Origin of the sequence: Lacrimispora sp. (genome assembly GCF_046972725.1) — a bacterium.
Taxonomy (GTDB): domain Bacteria; phylum Bacillota; class Clostridia; order Lachnospirales; family Lachnospiraceae; genus Lacrimispora.
In genome coordinates this window covers 390,228-411,550 of the sequence record NZ_JBKVXF010000001.1, presented here as the reverse complement: position 1 = coordinate 411,550, position 21,323 = coordinate 390,228, and the positions used below count along the sequence as shown (strand labels likewise).

Annotated in this window: 23 protein-coding genes and 1 tRNA gene; 19 read left to right on the top strand and 5 right to left on the bottom strand. The window is 43.3% G+C overall.

The annotated features are described in order from the left end of the window. Positions 1-107 precede the first annotated feature (107 nt). Both ACLTWA_RS02015 and ACLTWA_RS02010 read left to right on the top strand, forming a co-directional pair. Positions 108-2,150: a DNA topoisomerase gene (locus ACLTWA_RS02015; RefSeq protein WP_412325877.1), complete on the top strand. Its 2,043-nt coding sequence runs from the start codon at positions 108-110 to the stop codon at positions 2,148-2,150. Between the two features lie 12 nt (positions 2,151-2,162). Next, positions 2,163-2,846, top strand: a complete 684-nt coding sequence (locus tag ACLTWA_RS02010) for a UDP-N-acetylglucosamine pyrophosphorylase (protein WP_412325876.1) — start codon at positions 2,163-2,165, stop codon at positions 2,844-2,846. Positions 2,847-2,942: 96 nt separating this feature from the next. Here ACLTWA_RS02010 and upp read toward each other — a convergent pair whose 3' ends face one another. The 4 genes from upp to ACLTWA_RS01990 form a co-directional block, all read right to left on the bottom strand. Next, entirely contained in the window at positions 2,943-3,521 is a 579-nt protein-coding gene (upp, locus tag ACLTWA_RS02005) for a uracil phosphoribosyltransferase (RefSeq protein ID WP_412327163.1), read from the bottom strand. Between the two features lie 16 nt (positions 3,522-3,537). Further along, complete coding sequence (locus ACLTWA_RS02000) at positions 3,538-4,878, bottom strand: uracil-xanthine permease family protein (protein WP_412325875.1); 1,341 nt, start codon at positions 4,876-4,878, stop codon at positions 3,538-3,540. Between the two features lie 71 nt (positions 4,879-4,949). Continuing rightward, entirely contained in the window at positions 4,950-5,738 is a 789-nt protein-coding gene (locus ACLTWA_RS01995) for a hypothetical protein (RefSeq protein ID WP_412325874.1), read from the bottom strand. A 274-nt stretch (positions 5,739-6,012) separates the two neighbouring features. Then, positions 6,013-6,095: transfer RNA gene (locus ACLTWA_RS01990), tRNA-Leu, on the bottom strand. A 134-nt stretch (positions 6,096-6,229) separates the two neighbouring features. On the opposite strand from ACLTWA_RS01990, the gene ACLTWA_RS01985 reads away from it, so the two are divergent. From ACLTWA_RS01985 to ACLTWA_RS01940, 10 genes are all read left to right on the top strand, one after another. Continuing rightward, positions 6,230-6,577: an anti-sigma factor family protein gene (locus ACLTWA_RS01985; protein WP_412325873.1), complete on the top strand. Its 348-nt coding sequence runs from the start codon at positions 6,230-6,232 to the stop codon at positions 6,575-6,577. A gap of 11 nt (positions 6,578-6,588) precedes the next feature. After that, positions 6,589-9,123 (top strand): DNA polymerase I, encoded by a 2,535-nt coding sequence (gene polA, locus ACLTWA_RS01980; protein WP_412325872.1) that lies wholly within the window; start codon positions 6,589-6,591, stop codon positions 9,121-9,123. Positions 9,124-9,140: 17 nt separating this feature from the next. Continuing rightward, the gene (coaE, locus tag ACLTWA_RS01975; RefSeq protein WP_412325871.1) at positions 9,141-9,734 is read left to right on the top strand and encodes a dephospho-CoA kinase; all 594 of its coding nucleotides are present in this window, start codon (positions 9,141-9,143) and stop codon (positions 9,732-9,734) included. Continuing rightward, positions 9,731-10,528 (top strand): MBL fold metallo-hydrolase, encoded by a 798-nt coding sequence (locus ACLTWA_RS01970; protein ID WP_412325870.1) that lies wholly within the window; start codon positions 9,731-9,733, stop codon positions 10,526-10,528. The genes coaE and ACLTWA_RS01970 overlap by 4 nt, the downstream gene beginning before the upstream one ends. A gap of 16 nt (positions 10,529-10,544) precedes the next feature. Next, entirely contained in the window at positions 10,545-10,817 is a 273-nt protein-coding gene (locus tag ACLTWA_RS01965) for an ACT domain-containing protein (RefSeq protein ID WP_412325869.1), read from the top strand. Between the two features lie 39 nt (positions 10,818-10,856). Beyond that, positions 10,857-12,221: a PFL family protein gene (locus ACLTWA_RS01960; protein ID WP_412325868.1), complete on the top strand. Its 1,365-nt coding sequence runs from the start codon at positions 10,857-10,859 to the stop codon at positions 12,219-12,221. Between the two features lie 21 nt (positions 12,222-12,242). Then, the gene (locus ACLTWA_RS01955; RefSeq protein WP_412325867.1) at positions 12,243-12,884 is read left to right on the top strand and encodes a histidine phosphatase family protein; all 642 of its coding nucleotides are present in this window, start codon (positions 12,243-12,245) and stop codon (positions 12,882-12,884) included. Positions 12,885-12,909: 25 nt separating this feature from the next. Next, complete coding sequence (locus ACLTWA_RS01950) at positions 12,910-14,073, top strand: class I SAM-dependent methyltransferase (RefSeq protein ID WP_412327161.1); 1,164 nt, start codon at positions 12,910-12,912, stop codon at positions 14,071-14,073. A 76-nt stretch (positions 14,074-14,149) separates the two neighbouring features. Continuing rightward, entirely contained in the window at positions 14,150-14,494 is a 345-nt protein-coding gene (locus ACLTWA_RS01945; protein ID WP_412325866.1) for a phenylpyruvate tautomerase MIF-related protein, read from the top strand. 36 nt (positions 14,495-14,530) lie between these two features. After that, entirely contained in the window at positions 14,531-15,037 is a 507-nt protein-coding gene (locus tag ACLTWA_RS01940; protein WP_412325865.1) for an NUDIX hydrolase, read from the top strand. Here ACLTWA_RS01940 and ACLTWA_RS01935 read toward each other — a convergent pair. Further along, complete coding sequence (locus ACLTWA_RS01935) at positions 15,032-16,294, bottom strand: nucleotidyltransferase (protein ID WP_412325864.1); 1,263 nt, start codon at positions 16,292-16,294, stop codon at positions 15,032-15,034. The two genes, ACLTWA_RS01940 and ACLTWA_RS01935, sit on opposite strands and share 6 nt — an antisense overlap. Positions 16,295-16,455: 161 nt before the next feature. Here ACLTWA_RS01935 and pduL point away from each other — a divergent pair, with 161 nt between their 5' ends. The 7 genes from pduL to ACLTWA_RS01900 all read left to right on the top strand — a co-directional run bounded on the left by pduL (position 16,456) and on the right by ACLTWA_RS01900 (position 21,323). Further along, the gene (pduL, locus tag ACLTWA_RS01930; protein ID WP_412325863.1) at positions 16,456-17,025 is read left to right on the top strand and encodes a phosphate propanoyltransferase; all 570 of its coding nucleotides are present in this window, start codon (positions 16,456-16,458) and stop codon (positions 17,023-17,025) included. A 21-nt stretch (positions 17,026-17,046) separates the two neighbouring features. Continuing rightward, the gene (locus ACLTWA_RS01925) at positions 17,047-18,240 is read left to right on the top strand and encodes an acetate/propionate family kinase (RefSeq protein ID WP_412325862.1); all 1,194 of its coding nucleotides are present in this window, start codon (positions 17,047-17,049) and stop codon (positions 18,238-18,240) included. A gap of 111 nt (positions 18,241-18,351) precedes the next feature. Then, a complete protein-coding gene (locus ACLTWA_RS01920) occupies positions 18,352-18,879 on the top strand; it encodes a YceD family protein (RefSeq protein ID WP_412325861.1) in 528 nt (175 codons plus the stop codon). 2 nt (positions 18,880-18,881) lie between these two features. Next, entirely contained in the window at positions 18,882-19,064 is a 183-nt protein-coding gene (gene rpmF / locus ACLTWA_RS01915) for a 50S ribosomal protein L32 (protein WP_143318967.1), read from the top strand. A 222-nt stretch (positions 19,065-19,286) separates the two neighbouring features. Next, entirely contained in the window at positions 19,287-19,889 is a 603-nt protein-coding gene (locus tag ACLTWA_RS01910) for a TetR/AcrR family transcriptional regulator (protein WP_412325860.1), read from the top strand. A 3-nt stretch (positions 19,890-19,892) separates the two neighbouring features. Beyond that, positions 19,893-20,204 carry a pyrimidine/purine nucleoside phosphorylase gene (locus ACLTWA_RS01905; RefSeq protein WP_412325859.1) on the top strand — a complete coding sequence of 104 codons (312 nt, stop codon included), beginning with the start codon at positions 19,893-19,895 and terminating at the stop codon, positions 20,202-20,204. 204 nt (positions 20,205-20,408) lie between these two features. Then, positions 20,409-21,323 carry a glycyl-radical enzyme activating protein gene (locus ACLTWA_RS01900; protein WP_412325858.1) on the top strand — a complete coding sequence of 305 codons (915 nt, stop codon included), beginning with the start codon at positions 20,409-20,411 and terminating at the stop codon, positions 21,321-21,323.

Genomic DNA, 21,323 nt, shown 5'->3' with positions numbered 1-21,323 from the left:
TCCATTTTTACAATAATATAATAAGTTTAGACAGGTAAATATTTGCTATTCATAAGTTTTAATGGTATAATGGCAGGGTTACTATAATTAAAGCAGTGGGGAGATATATGTCTAAATCGTTATTCATTGCAGAAAAACCAAGTGTAGCTCAGGAATTTGCCAATGCTTTAAAAGTGAAAGGAAGACGCAGCGACGGCTATATTGAATCGGAGCAGGTTATCATAACCTGGTGCGTGGGTCATCTGGTAACTATGAGCTATCCGGAAAGCTACGATCCTAAATTTAAACGATGGAGCCTATCCACCCTTCCCTTTCTTCCAAAAGAGTTTAAGTATGAGGTAATACCCAGTGCTGAAAAGCAGTTTAAGATTGTAAGCGGTCTGCTGAACCGTCCGGATGTGGATGTGATTTATGTCTGCACTGACTCCGGACGTGAAGGAGAATACATATACCGTCTGGTCGCCCAGATGGCAGGAGTGAAGGACAAGCAACAGAAACGTGTATGGATCGATTCCCAGACAGAGGATGAGATTTTAAGAGGAATCCGGGAAGCAAAGGATGAATCGGAATATGACAATCTTTCTGCGTCTGCATATTTACGGGCAAAAGAAGATTATCTTATGGGAATTAATTTTTCCCGATTGCTTACACTAAGATATGGACAGCACATTTCCAATTATTTGCGGACAGGGAAAAATACGGTCATATCCGTAGGCCGTGTCATGACCTGTGTAATGGGTATGGTGGTCCGCAGAGAGAGGGAGATAAGAGATTTTGTAAAAACTCCTTTTTACCGGGTGATCGGTACATTTATAAAGGATGAGATGGATTTTGAAGGAGAATGGAGAAGTGCTCCCGGCTCTAAGTACTTTGAGTCCCCATTCCTTTATAAAGAAAATGGTTTTAAGGAGCGAAAGCATGCGGAAGAATTAGTCGGATCACTGTCTGCCCTGGAGCCTATGGAAGGGACGGTTGTCTCCATAGAAAAGAAAAAGGAAACAAAAAACCCTCCCCTTCTTTATAATCTGGCAGAGCTGCAGAATGACTGTTCCAAGATGTTTAAAATCAGTCCGGATGAGACTCTTAAAGTGGTACAGGAACTATATGAAAAGAAGATGGTCACCTATCCGAGAACCGATGCCAGAGTGTTATCAACCGCAGTGGCAAAGGAAATCCATAAAAACATCAGCGGCTTGAAAGGATTTGAGCCGTTATCAGCAGCAGCGGCAGAGGTAATGGAGATGGGGTCTTACCGGACCATTGAAAAGACCAGATATGTCAATGACAAGCAGATCACGGACCATTATGCGATCATTCCTACCGGCCAGGGACTGGGGGCAGCAAGAGGGCTGTCTTCTCTGACAGCAAAGGTTTATGAAGTTATTACAAGAAGGTTTCTGAGCATTTTTTATCCGCCGGCTGTTTATCAGAAGTATTCTCTGGAGCTGGCCGCGGAGAAAGAGCATTTTTACTCCAGCTTCCGCGTGATGCTGGAAGCTGGTTATTTAAAAATTGCAGATGTTTCAGGCGCTAAGAAAAAGGCGCAGGAAGAAAAGAACGGGGAAGGCAATCCGGAGGATAACAATACGGAGGCGCCCCAGAAGAACATGGATAACCCGGCCTTTATTGCCATGCTTGGAGCTTTGAAAAAAGGCATGAAGATTCCCATAAAGGGACTGGCAATCAAAGAAGGAGAGACGTCTCCGCCCAAACGCTACACCTCCGGTTCCATGATTCTTGCCATGGAAAATGCAGGACAGCTGATTGAAGATGAGGAATTGCGCGCCCAGATCAAAGGGAGCGGAATCGGAACCAGTGCAACAAGGGCTGAGATATTAAAAAAGCTGTTTCATATCAAATATCTTTCCTTAAACACAAAAACTCAGGTGATTGTTCCCACCTTGCTTGGAGAGATGATCTATGATGTGGTCAATGCCTCCATCAAACAACTGCTGAACCCTGAACTTACAGCAAGCTGGGAAAAAGGGCTTACTTATGTATCAGAAGGTTCCATTACCGTGGAAGAGTATATGCAAAAATTGGAGAATTTTGTTGCCGGGCGCACCGCAGGGGTGTTAAGACTTAATAATCATTACGATCTTCGTAGTGTGTTTGATGTTGCGGCAGCTAATTATAAAAAACAAAAATAGGAGATTATTAACATGAAAAAAGAAGATATGACAAACCAGGATCTATTTGATACGAACCATACTGCTGCAAAATTATTATTTGAGCAGACCACATATCCATGGGAGATTCTTCCTAAAATCAGCGAGTTTATTGTTTCCCTGGGAGCGCGTCTTCCAAAAGATGAATTTGTTCATGTGGGAAAAGCAGTCTGGATTCACAAATCAGTAAATCTGCCGCCTACAGCATGTATGGGTGAGCACGTAATCATTGGAAAAGGTGCTCAGATCCGCCATTGTGCATTTATCAGAGGCAATGCGATTATCGGAGAGGGTGCTGTCGTAGGAAACTCTTCTGAAATCAAGAATTCCATTCTCTTTGACGGTGTTCAGGTACCACATTTTAATTATGTCGGAGATTCTATTTTGGGATATAAGTCTCATATGGGTGCTTCCTCCATCGCTTCCAATGTAAAAACTGACAAATCTCTGGTTACTGTACATGCAGAAGATGGAGATATCGAGACCGGACTGAAAAAGTTTGGCGCTATTATCGGAGACTATGCAGAGATTGGCTGCGGTGCTATCTTAAATCCGGGTACAGTAATCGGACCAAAATCCAACATTTATCCTCTTTCTTGTGTAAGGACCTGTGTGGATGCCAACTCCATTTACAAAAACCAGGGAGAAGTTGTTGAGAAAAAGGTAACAGAGGAATAAACAGGCTGTTAAGAACTTAAAGAAAACCATGTAAAAAATACGTCTTGAATCAAGCATATATAGCTTGCACCAAGGCGTATTTTTATGTTTAAATGTTTATTTTGTTCCGAAAATACGGTCTCCCGCATCGCCCAAACCAGGGCAGATATAAGCATTTTCGTTTAATTCACGGTCTAAATGTCCTACATAAATCTGAATATCCGGATGGGCTTCGTGAAGTCTTTTTAAACCTTCCGGAGCGGCAATGATCGCCATAAACTTGATATGCTTTCCGCCGTACTGTTTGATGAAATCAACCGCTGCCACAGCAGAACCGCCGGTCGCCAGCATAGGATCGGTGACCACAATCGTTCTCTGCTCAATGGGGCTTGGCAGTTTGCAGTAATATTCATGAGGTTCGTGGGTTACTTCATCCCGGTACAGGCCAATGTGTCCAACCTTTGCGGAAGGAACCAGAGCCAGAATACCATTCACCATTCCCAGTCCTGCACGAAGAATCGGAACAACCGCCATTTTCTTGCCTGCGATCATAGGAGTCATGCAGGCTTCAAAGCCCATCAGCATGGCAATTTCCTCGATGAGAGCACGGAATTCATTGGTTCCTGTCTTCTTATCTCTTAAAATAGAAATCTTATGCTGGATCAGAGGGTGGGTAAAAACGGTTACATTGTCCATTGAAAAGTCCATAATGTTATTTATCCTTTCTTGAATCTCTTATTGTATCAGGAGTTTCCGGCAGAATCAGGTTCATCAGAACACCGACGACGACTGCAATGAAAAGACCTGAAATGTTTAATGTAATTGAGCCGATCTCTAAGTTAAGACCGCCGAGCTGTCCAAAGCCAAGTCCAAATACCAGAATCAGTCCGACTATGGATAAATTCCTGCTGTGTGTGAAATCTAATTTGGATTCAGCCAGAGAACGGATACCGACAGCAGCGATCATTCCAAAGAGCATGATCTCAACTCCGCCCTTTACAGGACCTGGAATGGTCTGGAGAATTGCGCCCATCTTTCCGAATAAGCCCAGAATAATGGCAAATATTGCGGTAATGCGCAGCAGCTTAGGGTTGTAGTTCTTAGTGGTTGCAAGCACTCCTGTGTTTTCGGCATAAGTCGTATTGGCAGGACCGCCTGTAAAACCGGCAAACAGTGTAGCAATGCCGTCGCCCATAAGTGTGCGGTGAAGCCCCGGATCCTTTAAGAAGTCTTTGCCTACAACCGTTCCATTGGTGGTAATGTCACCGATATGTTCCATAAAAGTCACACATGCAATGGGTGCAATGGAAAGAATGGCTCCCAGGCTGAACTGGGGAACGGTCATAAAGCCTACTCCATTGGAGTCCTTTGTCACATATGGAATGTTGACCCAGGAAGCGGATGTGATTGCAGAATAATCCATATGAAAAATACCTGCGGCTCCTAAAATTACGCACAACAAATAGCCTGCCGCAATTCCGATGAGAATAGGAACAAGCTTAAAAAAGCCACGGGCGAAAATGGAACAGAGAATCACAACGAGCAGGGTAAAGAGGGCAATTCCCAGATTTAACGCAATGGCTGGAGTCAATCCGTCGGCAATATCTAAATTGCCGGTGGCATCATTAATTGCGGTACTTGCCAGATTGATACCGATAACCACGATGACCGGACCCGTAACCACCGGAGGAAATATCCTCTTGATCTTGTCCGAACCTACGATAAATACTATAAGTGCGAAAAGAAGATAGACCAGACCGGCAAAAATAATTCCACCCTGTGCTAAAGGTACGTTTTCTGGAATCACGGTTCCTTCCGGCCGTATGATTGTGGTAACAGCAGCCAGGAATGCGAAGGAAGAACCAAGAAACACAGGAACCTTAAATTTAGTACAGCAGTGGAATATTAAAGTACCAACGCCTGCAGAAAAAAGTGCCAGCGATGGGTTGAGACCTGTCAGCAAAGGAACCAGTACGGTTGCGCCGAACATGGCGAACAGATGCTGGATACTGAGCAGATAATCCCGAGGGGTGAGTTTTGCATTATTACTCATTTTTTGACTCCATTTCTATTTATTTTCCGTCCTATTTTATCAGAGAAAGGAGTAAATGGCAACTATTTTTGCTATTTTGTCACAGGAGAGTAAGAAACCAGCGCATAATCACCCAACGCATGGGGGACGGGAATGGAAAAAATAATCCTTCCATTATCCTCATAGCTAAAGGAATCCGGGAACGCGGGAGTGCCATCGGGCAGACTGGCCTTAAGGGGGAAATCGGCTTGCTGGAAAATTTTGGAATATGTTTGAAGATCGGTCTGGGTCCGTGCTTCTTTAAGTGCTACCACAAGTTCGGCAGAGGCATCATAAAAATCCACCTGATCGGAAAGAATATATTCAGCAAGAACTTCCGGGTCTGCATAATCCGTAAGACCAAGATCCTTAACCTGGGTCAGATCAACGGTATTTGTATAGAACATATTCAGAGGATGGGCAGCACCTTCGGAATAGCAGGTGCCGGTATACACTACCGTAATCCGTTTGGAATCGGTTGAAACTATCCGGGCATCTATGATAACCGTATCTTTTAACGGGTCTACGGCATTCACTTGCAATACTTTAAGGGCATTGCTTTTTAAGAGCGCATTAACCTCTTCTTCTTTTTTTGAATCACTTAGATAGGAGAGAACCGGGTATTGTATGGAGATATTTTTATCTTTGTAAGTTTTTATGGAAGCAGTGATTCCGGGCCGGGAAGTGGGATTATCCGAATAATCCCTGATTACAATGGTGCGCTCCTGGTTTTGCGTGGATACAACATCAGTGGATCCGGTCTTTATATAATTTTTCTGACCGCAGCTGCTTATAGCCAGTACACAGCCAATGGAAATAATAAGAACCAGTATACGTTCCATAATAAGATTCCAGCCTTTCCGGATAAACTTTACTATTAGTATACCATATTTTGCACGGGTATGATAAAAAAAGTGGGAAAATATCTTTTAGATAAGAAATTATGCCGGACTGGGATAGATTTTATAAAGGACTTTTCGATTTCAGGGACGAAAGAATAGGAGTGCTTTTTATTATACAGGGGAGTTCGTAGAACTTTCCTGCATAATAAAAAAGGTGCTGTAAAATCGAAACATCTTATCAAATGCTCTGATCTTACAACACCTTTTCACACAATGCCGATGGCCGGATTCGAACCGGCACGGAGGTTGTCCGCTGCATTTTGAGTGCAGTGCGTCTGCCAGTTCCGCCACATCGGCTTTCGTCTGCAACGATGATTATTCTATCACAGGATTTTCCATTTGGCAAGTGTTTTTTTGAGATTATTAAATTGAAAATAGGCTGAATATATTGTATGATAGATAAAAGAAATTGTTAAGGAGGTGTCTGGACGATGACATGCAAAGAAGCCGAACGTTTCGTCATGCCTTACATCAGGGATGAGCTTACCGATGAGGAATTAAAGGATTTTCTGGAACACATGGAAACCTGTCCCAGCTGCCGTGATGAACTGGAAATTTATTTTACAGTGGAAGTTGGTATCAGACAATTAGACTCCGAAACCGGGAATTATAATATAAAAGGAGCGTTGGAAGCTGCGATTGAGCAGTCCAGACAAAGAATACAGGCCGTAAGGCTTATAAAAATTGCCAGGTATGCAGTAACTACATTAAGTATGATGGCATTGATAATTTCAGTCCTTTTACAATGCAGAATCTGGCTGCAGCAGGGCTTATTATGATAGGAGAACAGATGAACAGTAAGAAAATCGTTTTAATAGATGGAAGCAGTATGATAACGAATGCTTTTTACGGACTTCCTTCCAATGCGGCGGATGCTGTGTTCCGTTTGATAAAAGGTATTTTGGAACGAAGAGAAGCAGATTATCTTGCCGTAACCTTTTCGGCTGGAGAAGGATATGAAAATCAGGCAGAGGAAGCGCTGAAACAGCAGAAAGAGCGGCTTAAAGAACTGTCTGATTCCCTTAGCATTTCCGTATTTTCTGAGGACGGATATGAATCTGCTGATCTGTTGGCATCATTGGCAAAAAACTGTGAAAAAGAAGGCGGAGAGGTACGGATCATATCAAAAGACAGAAGACTTCTGCAGATTGCAGGAGAGCATGTGGCGGTATGTATTCCTTCCATGGGAGAAGAGGGTCTTGTTTTAAGATCCTGGTCGCCTGCGGATATTGAAGGCGAATTCGGTCTTGAGCCGGAGAGGCTAAAGGAAGTTTTTTCTCTTACAAAAGCGAACGGCATAGGAGAGAAAACCGCCGGTCAGCTTATCAAACAATTCAAAAGTATTGCAAATCTTTTTGATCATCTGGAAGAAGTGGAGTCTCCTAGAATCAAAGAAATCCTGAAAGCATTTGAGAATGAAATCAAACAGGAAGAAAAGCGGAATACCCTTCGCGATGACAGCGGAATTCGTCTGGACGAATCAAAATCCATTTCAGAAACGGAAATCCGCCAGATCATGGATATGGATTTTGTTCCGGCAGAATTTCCGGATGAAGAAAATCACAAGTCGTCTGAAAGGTTTCAAGTCCATCTGGTAACGGAACTATCGGAAGCGGAAGCCCTATTTTCCAAATGCCTGCCGGAAAGCCGTCTGGGACTTCAACTGGTGATTGAAGACAAAGCCATCACAGCCTTATCCTTGTGCTTTGGCGAAACGGAATGTTACTGTATTGTTCCCCAGGGATTTTTAACCTCGGACTATCTGGCTGGAAAAGCGGAGGAAATCTCTAAAAGGGCTGGACATGTAACCGTGCTGGATTTAAAGAGCCAGCTTCCTTTTTTAAAGCTGGAGGCGGGAAGTCCGGTATTCGATGCAGGGGTCGCCGCTTATCTGCTGAATCCCTTAAAGGATTCCTATGCATATCACGATCTGGCGGCGGATTATCTTCAAATGACCATTCCCTCAAGAGCGGATCTCATTGGTAAAAGCTCCATTGGCCGTGCCTTGGAAGAAAAACGGGACAATGCCGTATCCTGTATCGGTTACATGTCCTATGTCGCCTATGCGTGCGGGAAAGTACTTCCCGAAAAATTAAAAGAGAATGGGATGGAAACCCTGTATTATGAGATCGAACTGCCGCTGGTCTACAGTCTTTTTTCTATGGAATCAGTGGGAATCAAGGTAGAACGTGACCGGCTGAGGGAATATGGGGACCGGTTGAAGGTCCGTATTCTGGAGCTGGAGCAAAAAATATACGAAGAAACAGGAGAAACCTTTAACATCAATTCTCCCAAACAGTTGGGGGAGGTTTTGTTTGATCATATGAAGCTACCGGGAGGAAAGAAGACCAAAACCGGATATTCCACAGCTGCAGACGTTTTGGAAAAACTGGCACCTGACTATCCGGTGGTAAGCCTGATCCTCGATTACCGTCAGCTGACAAAATTAAATTCCACTTATGCAGACGGCCTGGCTGCATATATTGGACCGGATGAACGGATTCACGGAACCTTTAACCAGACAATTACTGCTACCGGAAGAATCAGCAGCACAGAGCCGAACCTTCAGAACATTCCGGTGCGGATGGAACTTGGGCGGGAGATTCGTAAGGTATTTGTTCCAAAAGAAGGCTGTGTCTTTGTGGATGCCGACTATTCCCAGATCGAGCTGAGGGTCCTGGCCCATATGTCAGGGGATCAGCGTCTTATCAATGCTTATAAACAGGCAGAAGATATCCATGCCATTACCGCATCAGAAGTATTTCATGTTCCTCTTAACGAAGTGACCTCTTTGCAGAGAAGAAATGCAAAAGCCGTAAACTTCGGAATTGTATACGGGATCAGTTCTTTTGGTTTGAGCGAAGGATTAAGCATTACCAGGAAAGAAGCAGCGGAATATATTGAAAAATATTTTGAAACTTATCCGGGCGTCAAGATATTTTTAGACGGACTTGTGACGGAGGCAAAGGAAAAAGGATATGCGGTCAGTATGTTTGGAAGACGCCGTCCGGTTCCGGAACTGAAATCATCAAATTTTATGCAGCGTAATTTCGGCGAGCGTGTGGCCATGAATTCGCCGATTCAGGGAACTGCAGCAGATATCATTAAGATTGCCATGATTCGGGTGGACCAGGCATTGAAAAAGCAGGGATTAAAATCCCGGATCGTTCTTCAGATACACGATGAACTTTTAATAGAAGCATACCGGGATGAGCTTGAAAAGGTAAAGGAACTTTTAACAGAAGAGATGAAACATGCGGCAGACCTTTTGGTATCCCTTGAAGTGGAAGCCAATGTGGGAGAATCCTGGTTTGACGCAAAATAAGGAACTGGTGGCAGAAAATGAGAGTAATTGCATTAACAGGAGGGGTAGGCGCAGGGAAGAGCCTGGTTCTTTCTATATTAGAAAATGAATATGAGGCGAAAGTCATCAAAGCAGATGAGGTTGCCCATGAACTGATGGAACCGGGGCAGGAAGGATACCATGCGATCGTGAAAAATTTGGGTAAAACCATCTTAAAGCCGGACGGTTCCATTGACAAAAGGATACTCTCCGAATGCATTTTCCGGGATGACCGTATAAGAAAAGCAGTGGATGATATCATTCATCCGCTTGTATGGAAAACCATAAAGGGTAAAATTTCTTCTTCCCAAGCAGGGCTTATTGTGGTAGAATTTGCAATTATGGGTGAAAAGGCGGAAGTCGGTTATGACGAGATGTGGTATATTTATGCATCGGAACAGATACGAATCCGCCGGCTTTTTGAAAACAGGGGATATGAGAGGGAACACGCAGAACGTATCATTGCGAGTCAGGCCACAGAAGCAGAATACCTGGCCCGCTGTGACAGGGTCATCAGAAATGACGGTTCCATCGAAGAGATCAGGAACCAACTTGCGGAAATATTAAATAACAGGGGACAGAAAGAAACATGAGACTGGTAAGCATTGCAAGTGGAAGCAGCGGAAACTGCATTTACGTGGGCTCGGACACGACTCACATTCTGGTAGATGCAGGAATAAGCAACAAACGAATCGAGCAGGGGTTAAACGACATTGGAGTAAAGGGCAGTGAACTGACTGGAATCGTAATTACCCATGAGCATTCGGATCATACCAAAGGCCTGGGAGTCTTAGCCAGGAAGTGTGGGGTTCCGATTTACGGGACAAAGGAAACGCTTGAAGAGATATCCAGGCAAAAGTATCTGGGGGAATATCCCAGAGAACTGTTTTGTCCCATTTGTCCGGATGTGAATTTTGGCATCGGGGATTTGGAGGTCAAGCCTTTTTCCATTGACCATGATGCAGCAAATCCGGTGGCATACCGTATCCAGCACGGTTATAAATCCGTCGCAGTCGCCACTGACATGGGGCATTTTGACCAGTATATCATAGAGCATCTTCAGGGGCTTGATGCAGTACTTTTGGAGTCCAACCATGATGTGAATATGCTGCAGGCCGGACCATACCCTTATTATCTGAAGCGGAGAATTCTTGGAGACCATGGACATCTGTCCAATGAAAATGCCGGCAGGCTGTTGTGCCATATCCTTCATGAAAACCTGAAGAAGGTTCTGCTTGGGCATTTGAGCAAGGAAAATAATTACGAAGAACTTGCTTATGAGACGGTAAAGCTGGAGATCACAGAAGGAGATAATCCATATCAGGCATCTGATTTTTCCATTGAAGTTGCAAAAAGGGATCAGATGTCGGAAATTATTACTATATAACATAGAGGAGAGCATTATGAATAAGACGATTATTACAGTAGTTGGAAAAGACACCGTAGGGATCATTGCAAAAATCTGTACATATCTGGCTAATAACCGGGTAAACATTCTGGATATTTCCCAGACCATCGTACAGGGATTCTTTAATATGATGATGATTGTGGACATTGATGATTCTGTAAAACCATTTGGAGAACTGTCTGATGAACTGGAACAGATTGGTGATGAAATCGGCGTAAAAATCAAATGCCAGAGAGAAGAAATTTTCACAAAAATGCACCGTATCTGATGATAACAGCAAGGCTTAAGAAAAGGATGGATTCCCGTTATGTTAAATATGTTTGAAGTAAATGAAACCAATAAGATGATTGAACAGGAACGGCTTGATGTGCGTACCATCACCATGGGTATCAGCCTTCTTGACTGCTGTGACAGCGATTTAAAGGCAGTGAATGAAAAAATTTACCGTAAGATCACAACCGTTGCCAAAGACCTTGTTTCAGTTGGAAAAGAGATTGAAAAAGATTTTGCAATTCCTATCGTAAATAAAAGGATTTCCATAACTCCGATCGCAATGGTAGGCGGCTCCGCCTGCAAGTCTCCGGAGGACTTTGTGACCATCGCCCAGACCCTGGACCGGGCGGCAAAGGAAGTCGGCGTCAACTTTATCGGTGGATACTCTGCACTGGTAAGCAAAGGAATGACTACTGCAGATGAGAATCTGATCCGTTCGATTCCTAAGGCCCTTGCATGCACAGAGCGGGTATGCAGTTCTGTCAACGTAGGTTCAACAAAGACAGGAATCAACATGGATGCCGTGGCTCTTATGGGAAAAATCGTTCTGGAAACAGCGGAAGAAACAAAGGATAATGATTCACTTGGCTGTGCAAAGCTTGTAGTGTTCTGCAATGCGCCGGATGATAACCCGTTTATGGCTGGAGCTTTCCATGGCGTAACAGAAGCAGATACCATCATTAATGTAGGGGTCAGCGGACCTGGAGTTGTAAAAACTGCGATTGAATCCGCCAGAGGGCAGGATTTTGAGGTCCTTTGCGAAACCATCAAAAAGACGGCATTTAAGATTACCCGTGTGGGACAGCTGGTTGCACAGGAAGCATCCAAAAGATTGAATGTACCTTTTGGAATCATTGATTTGTCTCTTGCTCCTACTCCGGCAATCGGTGACAGCGTGGCTGAGATTTTAGAAGAGATCGGTCTTGAGAGAGTCGGAGCACCGGGAACAACAGCAGCTCTTGCCCTTTTAAATGATCAGGTAAAAAAAGGCGGCGTTATGGCTTCTTCTTACGTAGGCGGTTTAAGCGGCGCATTTATTCCGGTCAGTGAAGATCAGGGAATGATTGATGCAGTTGCCATGGGAGCACTTAATTTAGAAAAGCTGGAAGCCATGACCTGTGTCTGCTCCGTAGGTCTTGATATGATTGCAATTCCTGGAGATACTCCGTCCAGCACCATTGCAGGTATCATTGCAGATGAATCTGCCATTGGCATGATCAATCAGAAGACTACGGCAGTCCGTATTATTCCGGTCATTGGCAAGACGGTCGGTGACACTGTGGAATTCGGCGGCCTTTTGGGCTATGCTCCTGTTATGCCAGTAAACAAGTACTCCTGTGAAAAATTTGTGTCCAGAGGCGGAAGAATTCCAGCTCCGATCCACAGTTTTAAGAACTGATCGATTTCTGGAGGAAAAGAAATGAATCTCTATTTGATCCGTCATGGACGTCAATCCAGCCGGCTTTGCAACGTAGATGTAAACTTATCAGAAGCCGGCTTTCGCCAGGCCAGGCTTACAGGAGAACGGCTGGCTTTAAAAAAGATAGATGCCCTCTACTCCAGCGATCTGATACGGGCAGTAGAAACCGCACAGGAAGCCAACAAACTTTGGAATGTCCCCCATTTGATCAGGCCCGAATTGCGTGAGATTTCATTTGGGGATATGGAAGGTATGACGGATGAGGCGATTGCCGTCACCTTTGAGGAATTTAAAAAAGAGCAGGCAAGGATGGAAAAGGATTTGCCGTATCCTGGCGGAGAATGTGCCGCTGATGTAATAAAAAGGGCAATGCCTGTCTTTGAAGAGATTGCCTCAAGCGGATTCCAGAATGTGGCGGTAGTGACCCATGGAGGCGTGATCCGCACCATGGTTGCTGCTTTTCTTCATATGGAGCCGAAGGATTACCGTCTGCTGGGGAATTCCCTGGAAAACTGCAGCATAACAGAAGTCCGGTGGCTGGAGGAAGCAAACCGGTTTACGGTGGAACGTTTTAATGATTATGCGCATCTGGAGTCTTATCCGGAGCTTTTAAGGGCAAGCTGGACGGATACAGAGAACTGAAGGCAGAAAGGAAATGCTTGATTCAATGGAACAAAAAGATAAGGAACATCTGATTCAGCTTGCGAAAGCATACCTTAATGAGAATCTGCTTCGTATCGTAATCAGTAATCCGGCCATAAAAGAGGAGATTTCAAAGGTTAAAATACGCCCGCTTCTGCTGAAAGGAAATCTGATTTTTCAGGCGGAGGAATTGACGGGAACCCAGGCTTTTCATAAGAATTTTTCGGCGGAGGAATGTGCCGGTTATCTGTCGGAGCTGTTGGATGGAAGATTTCGGCAGCTGGAACTGGAATCCGGAAAGGGGCAGGTGAGAATTCTGGTGAGCAAAAAGGGAACATTGAGCTTCAAGGAAAAACGGCATCTGCCAAAGATGGAAGCCGCTCCTCTTGTATCAGAGCATAACAGGCAAAAAAGCTATATTTTAAAGGAAGGGACTCCCATCCCTTTTCTTGTGGATTTAGGGGTGATGACCGAAGAGGGAAGGATCATTAAATCCCGCTACGATAAATTCCGCCAGATTAACCGGTTTCTGGAATTTATTGAAGATATACTCCCAAGACTTTATTCTGACAGGGAAAATGTGATCATAGATTTTGGCTGCGGAAAATCCTATCTGACTTTTGCCATGTATTACTATCTTCATGAATTAAAGGGGTATTCTATCCGGGTAATCGGTCTTGACCTCAAGCAGACGGTTATTGATGACTGCAACCGCTTAAGGGAAAAATACGGGTATGAAAAGCTGGATTTTTATCATGGAGATATTGCCTCTTACGAGGGAGTCGATCATGTAGATATGGTGGTAACGCTTCATGCCTGTGATACGGCTACGGATTATGCGCTTGCAAAGGCTGTCCGCTGGGGGGCTTCTGTGATTTTATCAGTTCCCTGCTGTCAGCATGAGCTGAATAAGCAGATGAATAATGAACAAATGGCACCTGTATTCCAGTATGGTCTCATCAAAGAACGCCTTGCAGCCCTTTACACCGATGCTCTGAGAGCGGAAATTCTGGAAAATAACGGATACCGTACCCAGATTCTGGAGTTTATTGACATGGAGCATACTCCGAAAAATATTCTGATCCGTGCGGTGAAGCAGGGTGGAAGAAAGAATAACAGAAAAGAGATCAAAGAGATTATGGAATATCTACATGGTAAGCTGACCCTTTTTGATCTGCTGTCTGAATAAGCGGTTCTGTGTTTTAAAGGATAGATATTTTTTTATGGATATGTTATGATAAAGTAAATAACGGAAGGAGAAAATCATGCCTTTTATTAATTCAAAAGTTAATATTCCTTTATCCGAAGAAGAAAAAGAGGTTTTAAAGTCAAAACTGGGCCAGGCCATCAGCCTGATCCCGGGTAAATCAGAAAACTGGCTGATGCTCAGTTTTGAAGACGAATGTTCTCTTTATTTTAAGGGGAAAAATAATACAAAGATCGCATTCATCGAGGTAAAGATTTTTGGGCGTGCCTCTGACCGTGACTATGAATGCCTGACCGCTGAGATCAGCCGGATTTACAGAGAGGTTCTGGGAATTTCACAGGATAAAATTTATATTAAATATGAAGAAGCAGAACACTGGGGCTGGAATGGAACAAACTTTTAACCATACGGATTGATGCTATGGCAGGAGGAATGGTTGATGGAGCTTTGGGATGTTTACGATGAAAACAGAAGGGAAACAGGGAAGACTCATGTTCGTGGGATTCCTCTGGAGTCTGGTGAGTATCACCTCGTTGCAGATGTCTGGACGGTCAATGAAAGCGGAGAAGTGCTTTTAACCAGGCGTCACCCGGAGAAGCCTTATGGTCTTATGTGGGAATGCAGCGGAGGTTCGGTCCTTGCCGGAGAAACAAGCGTAAAAGGAGCCGTTCGGGAACTGGCAGAGGAAACAGGGATTCATGTCAGGGAAGAGGAACTTGTTTTGATTCATACGGTTCGTTTAGAGGAACGGTTTGTAGATACCTATATTACCCGTCAAAGGATTAACGTAAAACAATTGGCTCTGCAGCCGGAAGAGGTGGTGGACGCAAAGTTTGTCACATTTGAAGAGCTTCTTCAAATGTGGGAGCAGGGAATTGTTGTTCCAAAAACACGGTTTCTTCTATATAAAGATTGCATCCGCAGATTTATCAATCCGCCGTCATAATGTGACGACGGATTGAGTAAATTCATTCTTTCTGCTTATCTGATATTTGTCCTGCAATACCGTCTGATAGATGTGGGAACAGTAGAAATCCTGCCGGAGCATGAAACCTGCTTCTTCAGGAAGAGTCCGGTCGGCTCCGGCAGTTTTTGTGATGAGAGGGATGCTCCCTCTTTTTTTTATTTGTCCCATTAAGGAGGCGGAGTCCCTTTTAAAGCCCAGTACTCTTGCATAAGGAGCATATCCTGCGTTTTTTGCCGATGCAACCTGCTCCGAAGTGATCCCTAATATAATATGGAGCAGCGCCCGGCTGATACGGGTATAGGTGTATTGCCTGGTTTTCAGGCGGCTTATTTTTTCTTCAAAGGGAAGAAAATCAGGAAGCTGTTTTATAATCTTTGAAGCAAGCTCTTCAGAAACATCGGCAAAGATATCTAAAGAAGTTCCGCTATGGGAAAGGCGCAGCAGTTCGCTGTTTAGAAGAACGCTGAAATCATCAGGGAATAGCGGATAACCGTTTTCCATCATCTGCTTTACTGGTTTTGGAACCTGCAGAAAAGAGGAATCCCTTGGTAAAGAGCTTTTTTCGTGTTCTTTTATTACTTTCCGGATTCCTGTTGCAGAACTGTATTGATTTGGAATCAGGACCGTATCGTGATAGTCACTTCCTTTTCTCTGGATTGTAAGAGGCAGAAGATGGCTTTTCTGTCTGATTATGGCTTTGCAGTATTCAATTCCCAAAATATTATTGGGAGATTCCAGGAGAGATGCCTCCTCTGCTGACAGATGATTGGAGAAAACCAAAGCCTGGTATCTTGCCTGAGGAAAGCTCAATCCTTTTTTTAATCCTGCGCGCAGGGCGTGGGTATATGCCTCAGGCTCTTTGGCTAAAACAGAAGCGATTTTGGAGAGCTTTTCTATATCTCCGCATTCACTTCCAAAACAGACGGAATCCACAACCCCAAGCCGGTCAAGCAAGGCTATGCTTCCGGCAGCAAAATCCTCTGCACTGCTGGTTGCAAAAACGGAAGGGAGTTCGACCACAAGGTCGGCACCGCAGGAGAGTGCCATTGCGGTCCTTGTATATTTGTCGTAGACAGCCGGAGCTCCCCTTTGCACGAAATCGCCGCTCATGACCACAATACAGAAATCTGAATGTGACAGTTCCCTGGCTTTTTGTATATGATAGGCATGTCCATTATGAAAGGGATTATACTCTGCAATAATGCCGACTGTGCGGGAATGTTTGTTGTTTGTCATGTAATAAGTCCTTTTTTATTATTTTATACCTTATTATGCTATTGTTTCGTAAAAAATGCAAATTATTTTAATTGAAGACTTGAAAATTTTGAGGAATACTCATAGAATAGAGTGAGGGTTAATAAAAATCTTTGAGGAAAAGAACAGGAGATTAGGGAAACATGAAGTTTATTGTCGAAACATCAGCTCGTCATGTACATTTATCTCAGGAACATCTTGAGATACTATTTGGAAAGGGATATGAACTGACAAAGAAAAAAGAATTGTCCCAGCCAGGACAGTTTGCCTGTGAGGAGAGAGTAACCATTATAGGCTCTAAAAGTGAGTTTAAAGGAGTTTCTATCTTAGGACCAGTGAGAAAATCAACTCAGGTAGAGCTTTCCCTGACTGATGCCCGTTCCGTTGGTATCGCTGCACCAGTAAGAGAATCTGGAGATATTGCAGGAAGCGGTGCATGCAAGATTGTTGGACCAGCAGGTGAGATCGATATTGCAGAAGGCGTTATCGCTGCAAAACGTCATATTCATGCGACTCCTGCAGATGCGGAAAAGCTTGGCGTTAAAAATGGTGAGATCGTTTCTGTTAAAATTGACACAGACGGCAGAAGCCTTGTTTTTGGAGATGTGGTCGTTCGAGTAAGCGACTCCTACGCTCTTGCTATGCACATTGACACAGATGAATCTAACGCAGCTGGCTGCGGAAGAGAACAGTACGGCGAAATCGTTAAATAATCGAAGGAGAAACAAATTCATATGAAAATTTTAGTTATCAACTGCGGAAGTTCTTCCTTGAAATATCAGCTGATCAATATGGAGAATGAGGAAGTACTAGCAAAAGGTTTATGCGAGAGAATTGGTATTCCAGGTTCCAAACTGACTCATAAGGCTGCCGGAAAAGGGGAAAAGGTAGTAGAAGAAGATATGCCGAACCATACCATTGCCATTAAGCTTGTTATGGCTGCTTTGGTTGAGCCGGAGTTTGGTGTAATCAAAGACACCAGTGAGATTTCTGCAGTAGGACATCGTGTTCTCCACGCCGGCACTGTTTACAGTGATTCTATCGTGGTTACCGAAGACGTTAAAAAAGTAGTCCGTGATTGCTTTGATTTAGGACCTCTGCATAATCCGGCAAACTTAATGGGCATTGAAGCGTGTGAAGATGCAATGCCTGGCGTTCCAAACGTTGCAGTATTTGATACGGCCTTTGGTATGGGTATGCCTGATAAAGCCGCTTTATATGCAATTCCTAATGAATATTATGAGAAATACAGCATCCGCCGTTACGGCTTCCATGGAACAAGCCACAGCTTCGTATCCAAGGAAACTTTAAAATTCTGCGGGCTCGACGAAAAGAAGGGGAAAGTAATCGTATGCCATTTGGGTAACGGTGCCAGCATTTCAGCTTCCATCGGCGGCAAATGCGTAGATACCAGCATGGGTCTTACTCCATTGGAAGGGCTTATTATGGGAACCAGAAGCGGTGATATCGATCCTGCTGTTGTCCAGTTCATCTGCGACAAAGAAGGTAAGACAGTCAATGAAGTCATTGATATCTTAAATAAAAAGTCCGGGATTCTGGGTATGTCCGGCGGTATCTCCAGCGATTTCCGTGATGTTCAGAAAGCTCAGGCAGAAGGTAACCATCTTGCAGATAACGCAATCAATGCCTATGTATACCGCGTCGCTAAATATATTGGTGCTTATACAGCAGCCATGAACGGTGTTGATGCCATCGCCTTTACCGCAGGTGTTGGTGAAAATGATATGCCGATCCGTGCTGAGATCTGCAGCTATTTAGGCTATCTTGGAGTTGTTATTGATGAAGAGGCCAATAGCAGAAGAGGGGACAACAATATGATCTCCGCTCCTGAATCAAAGGTTAAAGTGTGCGTGATTCCTACCAATGAAGAACTTGCAATTGCAAGAGAGACAAAAGCCCTGGTATAATCCGGAAGGTGATGGAGCATCATAGTATTGCGACATCAAATATGGAAATATTTTGTTGACAAATAGTGCGCGCCTATGTATAATAACATAGGTGCGTATTAGGAGACTAATATGCTTATTAATTTGACCGAGTTGTTTGCCCTTGATGGGAAAGAGAAAACCTATACACCAGATATTGAGATGAAAGTCTATCATGGGCCGAACGGTGATTATGAAGTGGCTGCTGCGAAACCAGTTGTGCTGCGGATTATGAATCTGGGAGGCAAAAAGCTGGAAGTGGAAGGGAAAGCTGGTCTTACCCTTATTGTTCCATGTGACCGGTGTTTAACGCCGGTACCTGTTGCGCTGGAATTTGATATCATCCGTGCGATTGACTTAAGTGAATCCGGGGGAGAGAGTGTAGAGGATCTTGATGAACAGCCATATGTTGACGGTTATAATCTGGATGTAGACCAGTTGGTTTGTGATGAACTCATACTGAACCTGCCTATGAAGGTTCTCTGCAGTGAAAACTGCAAGGGGATTTGTAATAGATGTGGAACAAATCTCAATCATGAGACTTGTGACTGCGATATTAGGCCTACAGATCCTAGAATGGCAGTCATCCAGGATATTTTTAAACAGTTTAAGGAGGTGTAACCATGTCTATCTGTCCAAAGAACAAATCTTCTAAAGCAAGAAGAGACAAACGTAGAGCAAACTGGAAGATGAGTGCTCCGAATTTAGTAAAGTGCAGCAAGTGCGGTGAGCTTATGATGCCTCACAGAGTATGCAAGGCTTGCGGTTCTTACAACAAGAAAGAAATCATCAGCGTTGAAGCTTAATATTTCTTTGTATTTCGTCTTTTCTTTGATGTGGTGCTTTTCAACAATGTACAAGTTCCTGATCGGAAGAAAATACTCATAGGAAGCTGTTACTCAATGATTGGGTAACAGCTTTTTTGGGCTTTTTTTCAGTGAAACCAACAGAACTTGCATATTTTAAGGGCTAAAGTTATAATAGTACTTGGTTATGAACTAGGGTACAGGAAAGGAACGAGAGATACTATGGCAGAAAAAACAGCTACGAAAGATAAAATAGTCGAAGCTGCCTGGAAATTATTTTATGAAAAGGGATACGAGAATACAACAGTGGAAGATATTATTGCGGCTGCAAAGATATCTAAGGGATCATTTTATTATTATTTTGACAGAAAAGATGCACTGCTTGATACATTGTCTACAAAACTTGATCTGGAATATGAAAAGCTGCAGAAACGAATGGACCCGGAATTAAACAGTTTTGATAAATTGCTTTTTATGAATTATGAAATGCATGTCTTTATTGAAACCCAGATTGAACTGGATTTGCTTGCCTCCCTTTACTCTACGCAGCTGCTTACCAAAGGAAGTTCAAATCTGTTGGATCAAAATAGAGTTTATTATAAATTAGTGTCCGATATCATTGAAGAAGGGCAAAAACGGGATCAGATCACCAAAGACAGATCTGTACGGGAAATCACCAAATACTATACGCTCTGCGAACGGGCATTAATTACGGATTGGTGCTTAAGCAGAGGCAGTTATTCTCTGGCGGAATACAGCAAGGAATATATGCCTGTTATGCTGGGAGAAATGAAAGCATGCACAAACAAAACGAAAGGATCGTAAGAGATGAAATTTGAACAAGTTGATGTAGTAAAGGAAGCTAATGTTTATTTTGATGGAAGAGTAACAAGCCGGACCATTTTTTTTAAGAATGGAGAGAGAAAAACCTTAGGTTTTATGATGCCGGGAGAATATGAATTTGGCACAGATGCTGAGGAATGCATGGAGGTGTTAGGCGGTTCCATGGATATTTGCCTGCCTGGCGAAACCAGCTTTACGACTTATAAAAAAGGGGAAAGCTTTGTGGTACCCTCTCAGTCTAAGTTCAAGGTAATCGTAAAAGATTACGGAGATTATTGCTGTTCTTACAGGGATTAATGTGAAGGTATTATTTTTACAATCATATGAGGTACAAGTGAGGTGTTTTTGCTGTGTTTATCATGGCAGAAGCACCTTTTTTTGATTATAAGAAAGCTGCCGCATCACAAAGTGTTCTTTAAAGTATATCTTGACAAATAGGAGCTTCACGCATAGAATCATATATAAACTATAGTATAAACTTAAGTATAAAAGGACGGTTATATGTGTAAACCATTGATTACGGATATACAGAAATATTCCATCCATAATGGTGCCGGTATCAGAACCACCGTTTTTTTTAAAGGCTGTCCGCTTTCCTGTATCTGGTGTCATAATCCGGAGACCCAGAGTTTTTCAGAGCAATTGCTGTTTGACAGGGGAAAATGCACCGGCTGCGGCAGCTGCGTTCCTGCATGTCCATCAAAGGCAATTCGGCTTACAGGGAAACTTGCAGCAACAGAAGAAAGCAAATGCGCTCATTGCGGAGTGTGTCTGGATTATTGCCTTCAAAATATTCGGGAAATAGCGGGGAAGCATTATACCATTAAAGCTCTTATGGAGGAAATCGAAAAGGACAAAGTGTTTTATGAGCAGTCAGGGGGCGGTGTGACTTTTTCCGGTGGTGAGGTCTTTGCCCAGGATATGGATTATATGGAAGAACTGCTTTCAAAACTTCATGGAAAAGGTTACCGGATCGATCTGGATACTTCAGGATATGCCCCATTTCATCAGATAAAAAGGCTTTTGCCTTATGTAGATACGTTTTTATATGATGTAAAAATTATGGATACAGACTTACATAAAAGATATACAGGGGTAGATAATCATTTGATTTTAGAGAATTTGAAAAAGCTAAGTGAGGAACAAGCAGCCATATGGATTCGGATTCCAGTCATCGGAGGGGTTAATAATACCACAGCCCATATGGAAGCAATTGCCAAATTTATAAAAGCTGAGAAAATTTCCATTCGACAGATTCATTTGCTGCCCTATCACAATACCGGAAGCGGAAAATATAAACGCTTAAACCGGGAATACAAGGGGGAGGATTATTATCCTCCAACAAATGATGAGTTAAATAACTATGTAACTGTCTTTCAGCAATACGGTTTTAATCGAATAATAACGGGAGGGTAA